Below are 12,146 nucleotides of genomic sequence, written 5' to 3' on the forward strand. Positions count from 1 at the left end.
GGGCGGGGCTGGGCGTTGTTCCGGCCGTCCACTCCGGCCGGCGAACCGGCCGAGGTGCTGGTCCTGCCGGCCACCGCGGCGGCCACCGTCGACTCCGAGCCGGTGGAGCAGGTGCGGTTCGGTCGGGACGAGATGGCGAACCTGGCCTGGGCCGTCGAGGAGACGGTCACCGGGGTCACCGGCCGGGGTATCGACCGCACCGCGCAGGTGGACCGGGCGGCGGTACCGGCCCGGCCGCCGGTACCCGACCCACCGCCGGTCGACCCGGCGACCGGGCTGCCGGTGACCGTGCCCGACCTGTCCTACGCCTTCGCCACCACCGTGCCGGAGAACTGGGTGCCGTTGATCCCGACGGCGGTGCCCGAGCGGCCCGGCGCGGTCCGGCTGCGCCGGGTCCCTCTCCAGCAACCGAACCGGGACGGCCCACCGGTCGCGGTGACCGGGTACAGCCGGCTGCTCGACTGGCGGCCCCGGCCGGACGGCACCGGCCCGGTCGAGTTGGCCGTACCCGAGGAGGAGGTCAGCCGCGCCGGGATGCGGGTGCTGCGGCACTGGCAGGTGGCCCGCTGGACCGACGGCTCGGTGCACCTGTGGCTGGGCCGTACCCGCCGCCCCGTCGGCGGTGACCTGGCCAGCGGCCTGCGCTACGACGCGGTGGAGCCGCGCTGACCGGCCGGCGCGCACCGCATCCATCCGTACCCACCGACAGTCGAGCGGCCCGGCCGCCGGACCACGAGGAACCCGATGACGATCACCTGGAAGAACAACCAGCCGCTGCCGATGGCCCGGCCCCGCTACTACGACCACCAGTACCTGCGGGCCGCCGACCTGACCCAGGCGGTGGACTACCTGCTGTCCCGCCAGCACCTGTTCACCCGGCTGCGGCACCCGGTCGGGGTGGTCGGCGGTCTGGAGGTCACCCCCACCGGCAGTGACATCACGGTCGGCGAAGGCGCGGCCGTGGACGCCGACGGGACGCTCGTCGTCGTACCGGCGGCCCGCCGGGTCACCCTGCCCGGCGACGGTACGTTCCATGTCACCCTGCGCCAGGTGGAGACCCTGACCGACCGGCGCGACGAGGGCGGGGTGGCCGCCGAGACCCGCTGGACCGAGGAGGGCCGGGTCGAGGTCGCCACCACCGCGCCGGCCGACCCCGGCCGGTCGGTCCCGCTCGGTCGGGTGGTCCGCAGCCAGGGCGTGGTGACCGTGCACACCGACACCCGCCTGGTCGCCGGGCTGCGGCTGCCGGTCGGGGCGATCGTGCCCGCCGTCGGCAACACCCGGCAGTCCGGTATCCAGTTCCCCGCCGACCCGGCCGGCGGCATCGGCGACGAGGCGTTCATCCGGTACTTCCCGACCACCGGCGAGAACACGATGCTGCGGATCGGGGTGAACAACGACCCGGACGACGTGATCGCCTTCCACCAGGGCGGTGCGGACCGGTTGCGGGTCGGGCAGGGCATGCTGCACCTGGGCAGCCTCGAAGGTGTCCCGGTCACCGCCGGTCAGGTGGTCGCCGCGCTCGGCTTCTGGGGGCACGGTGTCCAGCACGGCCAGCTCTCCTTCCGGCCGGGTCGGGGCTTCGAGCTGGTGGACCGCTCCGCCGACACCCCGGCGCTGACCTACCCGCCGGCCGGTCCGACCTACGCGGATCTGGAGCTGGCCGAGCTGCGGGCGGCCCGGGTACGCGGCCGGGGTGGGTTGGGCGTGGTCAGCGACGCCGGGGTGACGGTCCGCGCCGCCAGCGGGCTGACCGTGGTGAAGGAGACCGGTGCCAGTGGTGACCTGACCGTGCAGGGCCGGCTCACCCTGGCCGCCGGGGGCACGGTGGCCGGTGCCGGCCGGTTGCACGTCGACGGGACAGAACGGCTGTACCTGCTCAACACCAAGGGCGTCTACGTCGGGTACAACGGCAACACCGACCCGGAGGCGGGTTCCCTCTGGGTCGAGAAGCGTGGTCACGTCGGTGGCAACATGCAGGTCAACGGCAACCTCGGGGTGAAGGTGAGCCCCACCTCGCTGCCGTCCTGGAGTGGCGGCGGCATCGGTACCTACGACCTGTTCGTCTCCGGGGCGATCTATGTCGGCCCACCGGGCGGCCCGTACCAGCAGGTACTGGCGGCGCCCACCGCCCGGATCTCGGGCACCGAGCAACAGCTCGCCATTGCGCACCCGCTGGACGATCCGGACGGCCCCGACCGGCGGCTGCTGGTGCACGCCGCGTTGGAGGGCCCGGAGAACGGCGTCTACTACCGGGGCGAGGGGCAGTTGGTCGACGGTACGGCCACGGTGACCCTGCCCGGGTACTTCGAGGCGCTCACCCTGGCGGAGGGGCGGACGGTGCAGCTCACCCCGCTGTTCGACGACGACGAGCCGGTCTGCGCGCTCGCCGCGTCCCGGGTCCGGGACGGGGCGTTCCGGGTCCGCACGGTGGACGGGTCACCGGCCGGGCACGCCTTCTGCTGGCAGGTCACCGCCGTGCGGGCCGACGTCGCGCCGTTGGTGACCGAGGTACCCGCGACCGCTGCGGCCGGCCGGGACCGGACCGGCGGGTCGGACGCCGAACCCGCCGTGTCGACGGCCGACGCGGCTGCTCTGGCCGCCGTCGCGCCGAGGACGCCGGAGGAGCCGTCCCATTCGCTGCCGGACACCGACGGCGGGTCGGATCCGTCGGATCCGGACGACGCCGAGGCGGAGCAGCACATCGGCGAACCGGTCGACTACGACCTGCCCGCCGACGAGGAGGAACCCGCCACGGATCTCACGGCCGGCCTGGCCGCCCACCACCTGGCGCCGGTACTGCGGGTGCTGCGCGACGAGATCGACCGACGCTGGCCGCACCGGGACCGCACCTCGGACGGCTGGATCGGCGACGCCGCCCACCAGGCCCGACCGTCGGACCACAACCCGGACCCGGACGACCGCTCGGTCAACGCCCTCGACGTCGACGTCGACGGCATCGACCCGCTGCTGGTGGTACGCCGTGCCATCGCCCACCCGTCGACGCGGTACGTCATCTTCGACCGGACGATCTGGAGCCGCTCGCGCGGGTTCGCCCCGGCCCGCTACACCGGCAGCAACCCGCACGAGAAGCACCTGCACGTCAGTGTCAGCCACACTCCCGCCCTGGAGGACAGCACCCGTGGCTGGGGTGTCGCCACCGCACCGGCTCCGAAGTTGGGTGACCGGGTGCTGCGAGTCGGCAGCGAGGGCAGCGACGTCCGGGAGTTGCAGACCGTCGCCAACCGGCTCGGCGGCCGGCTCACCGTCGACGGTGTGTTCGGCCCACGCACCGAGGCGTGGGTACGCGGCTTCCAACGGGACCGCAAGCTCACCGTCGACGGGGTCGTCGGGCCGCGTACCGTCGCGGCCCTGCGTGCGGCGCCGCAGCCGACCGGCAACACGGCCGGCTCCCGTACCCTGCGTGCCGGAATGGCCGGTGACGACGTGGCGTTCGTCCAGCGGTTCGTCGGGGAGCGGCACTGCGGCCCGGCCACCGGTACGTTCGACGACCGCACCGTCGCCGGGGTGCGCTGGTACCAGGAGATGCGCAAGATCACAGTGGACGGTGTGGTCGGCCGGCAGACCTGGCGCGAGATGGGCGTGACCGTCACGTACTGATCCCGCCCACCGGGCCCACCTGCGGATCCGGGTCGGTCGGGCCGGCGGTGGCACCCCGTGCGCCGCCGGCCCGGCGGGGTCCGCCGGCTCCCGGTCGGGGTGCGTCGTCAGGGCACCATGGACCCCGATGATGGCGACTAGCCGGGGGCCGACGTCCGTGTCTGATGATCGATGCTGAAGCTCACCTACGGGTTGCGCGCCCTGTTCGGTACCGCCCGGGGTCTGCGACTGCTGGCGGCGAACGTGCTGGCCGCCTTCGGCCTGATCTCCGCGGTGGTGCAGCTCGGCGCGCAGCTGGTACCCGACGTGATGCCCGACACCACCGTGGTGATCGCCGCGACGGTGTCGGCCTGCCTGGTGTGGGGCATGGTGCGGGCCTACCCCCGGCGCCGGTTGCAGTACGAGTTCACCCACCCGGCGATGAACGTCACCGTCGAGGTCGGTGACCTGTTCGACCAGGAGGTGGACCTGGTCGTCGGGTTCTCCGACACCTTCGACACCGCCACCGACGACCGGGAGCTGATCAGCAGCGACAGTGTGCAGGGGCAGCTGGTGCAGCGGCTCTACGGCGGTGACGCGAAACGGCTGGACCGTGACCTGCGGGCCGCGCTCGCCGGGGTCGACCCGGTCGGCCGGGAGACCCGCCGGACCAAACCCAAGGGCAACCTGCTGCGGTACCCGTTGGGTACGGTCGCGGTGCTGCACCGTTCCGGCCGGCGGATCTTCGCGGTCGCCTACAGCCGGATGGGCACCGACTACGTCGCCCGGTCCAGCGTGGACAACCTGTGGTTGAGCCTCAACGGGCTCTGGGACGCGGTCTACCGGCACGGCCAGCGGGGCGAGCTGGCCATTCCGCTGCTCGGTTCGGGACTGGCCCGCATCGACGCGCTCGACCGGGAGAGCCTGCTGAAGATGATCCTGCTGTCGTTCGTCGCCCGGTCCCGGGAGGCGCAGCTCTGTCGGGAGTTCCGGGTGCTCATCCACCCCGACGACGTCGACCGGATCAACCTGCTGGAGGTGGCGGCCTTCATCCGTACCCTCTGACGGTCCGTGGGGCCGGGGCGGTCACCGCCCCGGCCCCACAGACCGGGTCAGGCGGCCCGGATCAGCGTGAACACCCCGGCGGCGACCAGCACCCCGGCCCAGAGCCGGTCGACGTTGAACCAGGCGGTCCGCAGCACACCGACCCCGACCACCTCGTACACCAGTACCGCGATGACGAGTGCGGTGCCGAACATGGCCAGGGTGTGCACGCCGGCTGCGGTCAGTCCGAGCAGCGCGCCGACCGGTGCCGCGTCGAGGTGGCCGGCGTGCCCGCCGGAGGCCCCGGTGGGGGCGGCGACCAGCACCGGCAGCAGCATCAGCCCGGCGCCGTGGGCGGAGGACATCAGGAACGACCAGCCGGCGAGCTGGGTCGCCGACAGGCGCATGCCGGCCCAGCGGAAGTGGCGTTCGGAGAGCAGCCGCCACAGTCCGAATCCGACGAGCAGTACCCCGCCGACGACGGCCAGCGCGGTGCTGGCGGTGACCGACCGGGTCGCGGTGACCAGGGCGGCCACGATGCCGACCGAGGCGAGGTGGCCGAGCGCGATCGGTGGCAGGGCGCGCAGCAGCGCCCCCCGGTCGCGTTCCTGGAGGCCACGGGCGACGGCGAAGAGCCAGCCCATCGCCGGGTTCAGGCCGTGGAACGCGCCGAGGCTGAGCAGCGCCACCCAGGTCGTACCGGTCACGGGAAGCAGTACGAGTCGGAGGAGGCGTCACCGCCCTGCAACCGGACCTGGTGTACCCGCAGTCCCCGGAACTCCTCGCCGCGCGGGAAGAACCGCTGGTCCGGGGTGAGCCCGCCGGTACCGTCGACGTCCACGTCGAGTTTGGCCAGCCAGGCGCCGACCCCGTCGGGGTAGAACTGGTCGTCCCAGGCACCGTAGAGGGAGTTGCTGACGTAGACCCGTCGGCCGTCCCGGCTGACCTCCACCATCTGCGGTCCGCCGGCCAGCGGCTCGTCCGGGGCGGCCGGGTGGGCGGTACGCCGGACGATCCCGCCGAGGTGCACCGAGCCGGTGAGCACCGGGTGGAACGGGTCGCTCACGTCGTACTGGCGCAGTTCACCGGTACCCCAGCAGGAGACGTAGAGGAACCGGTCGTCGACGGAGAGGTCGATGTCGGTGACCAGGGGCGGTACGGCGCCGAAGGGCTTGAGCAGGTCCGGCAGGTCGGCCGGGTCGGCCGGCTCGGCGGGGATGTCGATCACCTTGGTGACCGCCCAGGTGTCGCCGTCGCGGTGCCACAGCCAGATCGAGGCGGACAGGTCCTCGACGCTGATGACCACGCCGACGAAACCGTACGTCTTGGTCGGGTCGTGCGCCGGGCGCAGCTCCAGCGGCATCTGGTACTGGTCGCCCAGGTCGACCCGTTGGACGTGCCGGCGTCTGGCCAGGTCCCAGAAGTGCAGGGCGTGCCCGTACTTGCGGCCGAGCAGCAGTTCCCCGACGATGCCGTCCTCGATCATCGACGGGGTTCCCCACTCGCTGGTCACCAGGACGTCGTGGTTGATGTGCCACCAGAAGTCGTAGGCGAGGTACTGCGGGCCCCGGTCGGCCTCCCAGGCGCCGCGTACCTCGAAGGTGGTGTGGTCGAGGATGGCGATGCCGCCGGGCCCCTCCTGGCCGTCGGCGCCGCCGAGGGCGGAGACGTAGAGGCCGTCGGGGCCGCAGTGCACGGTGTGCGGCCGGGAGTAGCCGGCCCGCTTGGCCAACTCCTCCGGGCCGATCACCTTGACGATGGTGGGCTGGCGCGGGTCCGGTTGGGTGTCGATGACGTGGATCCGGGAGGAGCGCAGGCCCGGCACGATCAGGTAGCGCCGCTCGACGTGCGGGTGCGGGGCGGTGGGGCACAGCGCGCTGCTGCACGCGTTCCACCCGAAGTGGTGCAGTTCGTCGCCGGTGTACGGCAGGTCGGTCCAGCCGACCACGGTGCCGTAGTCGGGGGAGTCCGGGTCGGTGTCCAGGACGGCGATCGCATCGGGGCGGGTGGCGGTGCGGTCGAAGGCGGCGACGTACGCCAGTTTCTCGGCCGGGGCGTTCACGGCGTCGCGCGGTGAGGGGTAGAAGGTCGGATCGGGGGTCCAGCGGCTCATCGCTTCTCCGGTCGTTGTCGGTGGTGGGAACGCCGAGTCGGTCAGCAGGCGGTGGTGCGGGGGCTGGAGTTCGGATCACCCGTTCAATCGATCAACATCCACGTCGGGATCAGCCTACTCATCCGGCGGTCCGCCGGGGTAGGTCGCGGATGCCGCTGATCCTGAGTGGACAGTCGATCTCATACCTACTAATCCGATAGGAATTGCCAGGTGGGCAGCCTGGCACGGCGCGGGCCGGGATGGCAAGTGGCGTCCAGGATGCGGACGGGGCCGCGCGGTGCTCCGGCCCGGGCGGTCCCCCCATCGGTTACCTTCGGGCCCATGCTTCCCCTGCATGTCACCACCTGGGGTGCGCCCCACGGGCGGGACGACCAGGTCATCCTGATCCACGGCACCATGACCTGGGGGCTCGCCGCGTTCGCGGCGCAGCGGCCACTCGCCGGTCGGCGACGGATCCTGGTGGTCGACCGGCGTGGCTTCGGCGCCAGTCCGGACACCGGACAGAGCGACTACGAGGTGGACGCCGAGGACATCCTCGCGCTGATGGACCGGCCCACCCACCTCGTGGGTCACTCGTACGGCGGGGTGGTCGCACTCCTCGCCGCGCTCCGGTGCCCGGACCGGGTGCGCTCGCTGGCGCTGATCGAGCCGTCGGCGTTGGCGGTCGCGGCCGACCACCCGGTCGTGGCCGCAGCGCTGGAGAACAACCGGCGGTACGTGGCGGCCTCGCGGTCGATGTCGGCGGAGGAGTACCTCGCTGCGGTGTACGGCCCGGACGGCCAGGCGATCCCCGAGCCCCGGGAGTTCGCGGTACGGGCTGCGGGGACCGCGCTGCGGGAGCGCCCGTGCTGGGAGGCGGACCTGCCGGTCGACGCGCTCCGGCGGTACGGCTGTCCGAAGCTGGTGCTCGCGGGCACCTGGGAAACCGCGCGGCCGGACTACCGGTCCGGTGTCGGCGAGGCGCTGATCGTCACCGCCGGTGTGGTGGCGCGACGGATCGGCGCCCGTCTGCACCGGGTGCCGGGGGCGGATCACGCGCCGCACCAGCAGCGTCCGGACGAGGTCAACCGGCTGCTGCGGCAGTTGTGGGACGAGGCGGACGCGCGCTGACGGCGGTGCCCGACGGCTGCCGCCCGTTCGTGGAGTAAAGAATTCTTGACACCATGTTGGCTCTGCTTTACCTTGATGATGTCAAGAATTCTTTACATGGCGAGGTGGGGCATGGCCTTCGAGGAGAAACGCGCCTGGAACATGGTCCTGGTCGCGATCGGCTCCTACCTGACGTACGTCGTCCTGGTGCTCGACCGGGCCGCCGGCACCCCGCTGGTCGACGCGCCGTACCGGGGCGCACTGCTGGGCACGATCGTCGCCGCCATCGTGGTCTCGATCGTGCTGCACATCGCCGTCTCGGTGGTCTCCCCCGAGGGCGCCAACGAGTCCGACCAGCGGGACCGGGAGATCCACCAGCTCGGCGAGTACATCGGCCAGTCGTTCGTCATCGTCGGCGCCGTCGCGGCGCTCGCCATGGCACTGGTCGAGTGGGACCACTTCTGGATCGCCAACGTGCTCTACCTGTGCTTCGTGCTCTCCGCCGTGGTCGGATCGACCGCCAAGATCGTCGCCTACCGGCGGGGCTTCCAGTCATGGTGAAGCCGACCCGGATCACCAACACCATCCGCGCCCTGCGGTTCGCCCACGACGAGATGACCCAGGCCGAGCTGGCCCGCCGGATCGGGGTGACCCGGCAGACGGTCATTGCCATCGAGCAGGGTCGCTACTCGCCGTCGCTGGAGCTGGCCTTCCAGATCGCCGAGGTCTTCGGCGTACCGCTCACCGACGTCTTCCAGTACCCGACCCACCCCGAGGAGGGGCCACAGTGAAAGCGATCGTGCAGGACAGGTACGGCCCGCCCGAGGTGCTGGAACTGGCCGACATCGACGTACCCACCCCGGGGGACGGGGAGGTGCTCGTCCAGGTGCGGGCCGCCGCCGTGGATCCGGGCGTCTGGCACCTGACGGCGGGTCTGCCGTACGCGGTGCGTCTCGGCTCCGGGTTGCGCCGGCCCCGGAACCGGGTGCCGGGGCTGGACCTGGCCGGCGTGGTCGTGGCGGTCGGGCGGGACGTCACCGCGTTCGCCCCCGGTGACGAGGTCTTCGGCGCCGGGCGGGGCAGCTTCGCCGAGTACGCGGTGGCCCCGGTCGGCAAGATCGTCCGTAAGCCCGGCAACCTGACCTTCGCGCAGGCTGCCGCCGTGCCGGTCTCCGGGCAGACCGCGCTCAAGGCGGTACGCGGCGCCGGGCGGGTGCGGGCGGAGCAGCAGGTGCTGGTGATCGGTGCGGGCGGCGGCGTCGGCTCGTTCGCCGTCCAGTTGGCCCGGCTCGCCGGTGCCCAGGTGACCGGGGTGTGCAGCGCGGCCAAGGCCGAGCTGGTCCGCTCGCTCGGTGCGTACGAGGTCATCGACTACACCCGGGCTGAGATCACCGACCGGGGGCGGCGGTACGACGTCATCATCGACACCGCCGGTAACCGCCCGCTGGGGCGGTTGCGTCAGGCACTGCGGCCGAAGGGCACCGTGGTCCTCGTCGGCGGAGAGGCCAGCGACGGTCGCTGGCTTCAGGGCTTCGACCGCCAACTGCGGGCGCTGCTGCTGTCGCCGTTCGTCGACGGCCGGTTGGTGCCCCTGGTGGTGGGGGAGAACGCCACCGACCTGGCGGTGCTGGCACAGCTCGTCGAGGCGGGCGAGATCGCACCGGTGATGGGGGACAGCTACCCCCTGGCGGCGGTGGCCGACGCGATCCGGCACGTCAAGACCGGTCACGCCCTCGGCAAGATCGTCGTCACGATCTGACCGGCCGGACATCCCGGCAGGGCGATATCATCGCGCAGTGGCGATGAGTGAACCGCACTGTCTGTCGGTGGCGGTGGCCGCCGGGGTCGCACCGGCTGTGGCGCTGTTCCGCTCCCTGGGCGACGACACCCGGCTCCGGATCGTGGCGCGGCTGGCCGCCGGGGAGGCCCGGGTGGTCGACCTGACCGCCGAGCTGGGCCTGGCCCAGTCGACGGTGTCCAAACACCTCGCCTGCCTGCGTGACTGCGGGTTGGTCGACTACCGGGTGCAGGGCCGCCAGTCGTTCTACGCGCTGACCCGGCCCGAACTGATGGATCTGCTCGCCGCCGCCGAGGGGCTGCTGGCGGCGACCGGCACGACCGTCGCCCTCCGTCCGGCCCCGGTCGTCCCCGGGGTGCCGGCATGACCGCCGCGCCGCTCACGGCCGACCGTCGCCGCCGGCTGCACCGGCGCAGCCTGCACCTGGCGTACGCGACAACCGCGTACAACCTGGTGGAAGGGATCGTCGCGGTGGCGGCCGGCGCGGCGGCGTCCTCCATCGCACTGCTCGGCTTCGGGCTGGACTCCTTCATCGAGGTGTCCAGTGCCCTGGTGGTGATCTGGCAGTTCCGGTCCCGGCTGCCCGAGGCGCGGGAGCGCCTGGCGCTGCGGCTGATCGCGGTGTCGTTCTTCGCGCTGGCCGCCTGGGTGGGCGTGGGGGCGGTGCGTGCCCTGCTCGGTGTCGCCGAGGCGCAGCCGTCGCCGGTGGGCATCGGCATCGCGGCGGTCTCCGTGGTGGTCATGCCGCTGCTCGTGTGGGCCAAGCGGCGCACCGGACGTGAGTTGGGGTCGGCGACCGTACTGGCCGACTCGGTGCAGACCATGCTGTGCACCTACCTGTCGGCGATCGTGCTCGTCGGTCTGCTGGTCAACGCCACTCTCGGCTGGTCCTGGGCGGACCCGGTCGCGGCGTTGGTCGTCGCCGCCGTGGCGGTGCGGGAGGGGGCCCAGGCGTGGCGGGGCGAGCAGTGCGACGACTGCGCCGTACCGGCGGTGACCGTTCCCGACGGTGCCGGAGGCGGCTGCGGGTGCGGGCCGGACTGCGTCGACCGGTGTTGTGCCGGTACGGCGACGACCGGCTGACCGCAGCGGCGTGACTCCGGCGGGCCGCCCAGGTCCGTGGCGGGGCGCCGCGTTCAGCCCCGGGGGGCCGGGGGAGGAGCGACGGTGAGCAGGGCGGCGAGCTGGCGCAGGATGGTCGGCCGGGCCCGGTAGTAGACCCAGGTGCCCCGCCGGTCGGCGTCGACCAGACCGGCTTCGCGCAACGTCTTCAGGTGGTGCGAGATCGTCGGGCCGCTGAGCGAGAAGGCCGGCGTGAGGTCGCAGACGCACACCTCGCCGCCCTCGGCCGAGGCGATCATCGACATCAGTTGCAGCCGCACCGGGTCGCCGAGGGCCTTGAACGCCGGGGCGAGCAGCGCGGCGGTCTCGGCGGGTACGCGGCGCTGCGTCAGGGGTGGGCAGCAGGCGGTTCCGGCGGCCAGGTCGGTGAGGTGGAGCAGGTCCGTCTGCTTCGACATGCCTCTAGGTTGACAGTCATCTAATCAGCGTGCAACTGTTTGTTTCGACGGTCGTCAAGACAGACCCCTCCGGGGGTGCCGACGGCTGTTGCCGACCGGCGTGGATAGGATTTCATCGTCAATCGGCGATAGGCGATAAAGGGGGTTGTCGGGATGGACGAGCTACTCGACCGGGAAACGGCGCAGCGGTACGCGTCGTGGTTCCGGGCCCTGGCCGACCCGAGCCGGGTGCAGATCGTGGCGTACCTGGCCCGGCACGGGCGACCGACGAGCGTCGGCGAGATCGTCTCGGCCGTCGGGCTGGCCCAGTCCACCGTCTCCCAGCACCTGAAGATCCTCACCGAGGTCCGGTTCGTGCTCGTCGAGCCGGTCGGTACCGCCCGCCACTACCGGATCAACCAGACCTGTGTCGGCTGCTTCCCGTCCGCCGCCGACGTGGTCATGGGCCGTCCCGCTCCCAGCCCGACCGGAGCCTGCTGATGACCGGGATCGCCGTCCGCCCCATGCGCGCCGCCGACGCCGGACCGGTCCTGGCCATCTACCAGGCCGGCCTCGACAGCGGCAACGCCAGCTTCGAGACCACCGCCCCGGACTGGCCGACGTTCGACGCCGGCCGGCTGCCCGGGTACCGCTACGTCGCCGTCGACGCCGACGACGCCGTGCGCGGCTGGATCGCCGTCTCGCCCACCTCGGCCCGCGCGGCGTACGCCGGGGTGGTCGAGCACTCGGTCTACGTCGACCCGGCCGCCCGGCGGCGCGGCGTGGCCCGGTTGCTGCTGGACACCCTGATCGCGGCCACCGAGGCGGACGGCATCTGGACCATCCAGTCCGGGATCTTCCCGGAGAACACCGCCAGCCTGGCCCTGCACCAGCAGGTCGGGTTCCGGGTCATCGGGGTCCGCGAGCGGGTCGCCCGGCACCACGGCCACTGGCGCGACGTGGTGCTGCTGGAGCGGCGCAGTCCCGTCGTCGACTGACCCCG

14 protein-coding genes are annotated in these 12,146 nt (G+C 72.5%); 11 read left to right on the forward strand and 3 right to left on the reverse strand.

Annotation, left to right across the window (positions count from 1 at the left end; all coding sequences use genetic code 11):
- From GSF22_RS02165 to GSF22_RS02175, 3 genes are all read left to right on the forward strand, one after another.
- Window positions 1-669: hypothetical protein (locus GSF22_RS02165; RefSeq protein ID WP_208811000.1), on the forward strand; the 669-nt coding region annotated here is incomplete at its 5' end.
- Between the two features lie 75 nt (window positions 670-744).
- The gene (locus GSF22_RS02170; RefSeq protein ID WP_208811001.1) at window positions 745-3,621 is read left to right on the forward strand and encodes a peptidoglycan-binding domain-containing protein; all 2,877 of its coding nucleotides are present in this window, start codon (window positions 745-747) and stop codon (window positions 3,619-3,621) included.
- Window positions 3,622-3,792: 171 nt separating this feature from the next.
- Window positions 3,793-4,665, forward strand: a complete 873-nt coding sequence (locus GSF22_RS02175; protein WP_208811002.1) for a macro domain-containing protein — start codon at window positions 3,793-3,795, stop codon at window positions 4,663-4,665.
- 47 nt (window positions 4,666-4,712) lie between these two features.
- Here the strand turns inward: GSF22_RS02175 and GSF22_RS02180 are convergent, their stop codons facing one another.
- Both GSF22_RS02180 and GSF22_RS02185 read right to left on the reverse strand, forming a co-directional pair.
- Window positions 4,713-5,351 (reverse strand): hypothetical protein, encoded by a 639-nt coding sequence (locus tag GSF22_RS02180; RefSeq protein WP_208811003.1) that lies wholly within the window; start codon window positions 5,349-5,351, stop codon window positions 4,713-4,715.
- Window positions 5,348-6,757 (reverse strand): selenium-binding family protein, encoded by a 1,410-nt coding sequence (locus GSF22_RS02185; RefSeq protein ID WP_208811004.1) that lies wholly within the window; start codon window positions 6,755-6,757, stop codon window positions 5,348-5,350. Before GSF22_RS02185 ends, GSF22_RS02180 begins: the two co-directional genes overlap by 4 nt.
- Before the next feature lie 321 nt (window positions 6,758-7,078).
- On the opposite strand from GSF22_RS02185, the gene GSF22_RS02190 reads away from it, so the two are divergent.
- From GSF22_RS02190 to GSF22_RS02215, 6 genes are all read left to right on the forward strand, one after another.
- Window positions 7,079-7,867, forward strand: a complete 789-nt coding sequence (locus GSF22_RS02190; protein ID WP_208811005.1) for an alpha/beta fold hydrolase — start codon at window positions 7,079-7,081, stop codon at window positions 7,865-7,867.
- A gap of 96 nt (window positions 7,868-7,963) precedes the next feature.
- Window positions 7,964-8,407 carry a hypothetical protein gene (locus GSF22_RS02195; RefSeq protein ID WP_244365826.1) on the forward strand — a complete coding sequence of 148 codons (444 nt, stop codon included), beginning with the start codon at window positions 7,964-7,966 and terminating at the stop codon, window positions 8,405-8,407.
- Window positions 8,401-8,637, forward strand: a complete 237-nt coding sequence (locus tag GSF22_RS35935; protein WP_208811006.1) for a helix-turn-helix transcriptional regulator — start codon at window positions 8,401-8,403, stop codon at window positions 8,635-8,637. Before GSF22_RS02195 ends, GSF22_RS35935 begins: the two co-directional genes overlap by 7 nt.
- Window positions 8,634-9,605, forward strand: a complete 972-nt coding sequence (locus tag GSF22_RS02205; RefSeq protein ID WP_208811007.1) for an NAD(P)-dependent alcohol dehydrogenase — start codon at window positions 8,634-8,636, stop codon at window positions 9,603-9,605. Before GSF22_RS35935 ends, GSF22_RS02205 begins: the two co-directional genes overlap by 4 nt.
- A gap of 43 nt (window positions 9,606-9,648) precedes the next feature.
- Window positions 9,649-10,011, forward strand: coding sequence for an ArsR/SmtB family transcription factor (locus GSF22_RS02210; protein WP_439957725.1), 363 nt, complete (start codon window positions 9,649-9,651; stop codon window positions 10,009-10,011).
- The gene (locus tag GSF22_RS02215) at window positions 10,008-10,727 is read left to right on the forward strand and encodes a cation transporter (RefSeq protein ID WP_208811008.1); all 720 of its coding nucleotides are present in this window, start codon (window positions 10,008-10,010) and stop codon (window positions 10,725-10,727) included. Before GSF22_RS02210 ends, GSF22_RS02215 begins: the two co-directional genes overlap by 4 nt.
- Window positions 10,728-10,780: 53 nt before the next feature.
- Here GSF22_RS02215 and GSF22_RS02220 read toward each other — a convergent pair whose 3' ends face one another.
- Window positions 10,781-11,164, reverse strand: a complete 384-nt coding sequence (locus GSF22_RS02220; protein WP_208811009.1) for an ArsR/SmtB family transcription factor — start codon at window positions 11,162-11,164, stop codon at window positions 10,781-10,783.
- Between the two features lie 153 nt (window positions 11,165-11,317).
- Here GSF22_RS02220 and GSF22_RS02225 point away from each other — a divergent pair, with 153 nt between their 5' ends.
- The gene (locus GSF22_RS02225) at window positions 11,318-11,644 is read left to right on the forward strand and encodes an ArsR/SmtB family transcription factor (RefSeq protein ID WP_208811010.1); all 327 of its coding nucleotides are present in this window, start codon (window positions 11,318-11,320) and stop codon (window positions 11,642-11,644) included.
- Window positions 11,644-12,141: a GNAT family N-acetyltransferase gene (locus GSF22_RS02230; RefSeq protein WP_208811011.1), complete on the forward strand. Its 498-nt coding sequence runs from the start codon at window positions 11,644-11,646 to the stop codon at window positions 12,139-12,141. Before GSF22_RS02225 ends, GSF22_RS02230 begins: the two co-directional genes overlap by 1 nt.
- Window positions 12,142-12,146: the final 5 nt, after the last annotated feature.

The organism is Micromonospora echinofusca (genome assembly GCF_017614955.1).
GTDB lineage: Bacteria > Actinomycetota > Actinomycetes > Mycobacteriales > Micromonosporaceae > Micromonospora > Micromonospora echinofusca_A.

Bases quoted from the DNA above. Each gene is read 5' to 3' on its own strand.
- GSF22_RS02225 (WP_208811010.1), top strand. From the start codon at position 11,318: ATGGACGAGCTACTCGACCGGGAAACGGCGCAGCGGTACGCGTCGTGG.
- GSF22_RS02190 (WP_208811005.1), top strand. From the start codon at position 7,079: ATGCTTCCCCTGCATGTCACCACCTGGGGTGCGCCCCACGGGCGGGAC.
- GSF22_RS02230 (WP_208811011.1), top strand. From the start codon at position 11,644: ATGACCGGGATCGCCGTCCGCCCCATGCGCGCCGCCGACGCCGGACCG.
- GSF22_RS02195 (WP_244365826.1), top strand. From the start codon at position 7,964: ATGGCGAGGTGGGGCATGGCCTTCGAGGAGAAACGCGCCTGGAACATG.
- GSF22_RS02210 (WP_439957725.1), top strand. From the start codon at position 9,649: ATGAGTGAACCGCACTGTCTGTCGGTGGCGGTGGCCGCCGGGGTCGCA.
- GSF22_RS35935 (WP_208811006.1), top strand. From the start codon at position 8,401: ATGGTGAAGCCGACCCGGATCACCAACACCATCCGCGCCCTGCGGTTC.
- GSF22_RS02175 (WP_208811002.1), top strand. From the start codon at position 3,793: ATGCTGAAGCTCACCTACGGGTTGCGCGCCCTGTTCGGTACCGCCCGG.
- GSF22_RS02185 (WP_208811004.1), bottom strand. From the start codon at position 6,757: ATGAGCCGCTGGACCCCCGATCCGACCTTCTACCCCTCACCGCGCGAC.
- GSF22_RS02215 (WP_208811008.1), top strand. From the start codon at position 10,008: ATGACCGCCGCGCCGCTCACGGCCGACCGTCGCCGCCGGCTGCACCGG.
- GSF22_RS02220 (WP_208811009.1), bottom strand. From the start codon at position 11,164: ATGTCGAAGCAGACGGACCTGCTCCACCTCACCGACCTGGCCGCCGGA.
- GSF22_RS02170 (WP_208811001.1), top strand. From the start codon at position 745: ATGACGATCACCTGGAAGAACAACCAGCCGCTGCCGATGGCCCGGCCC.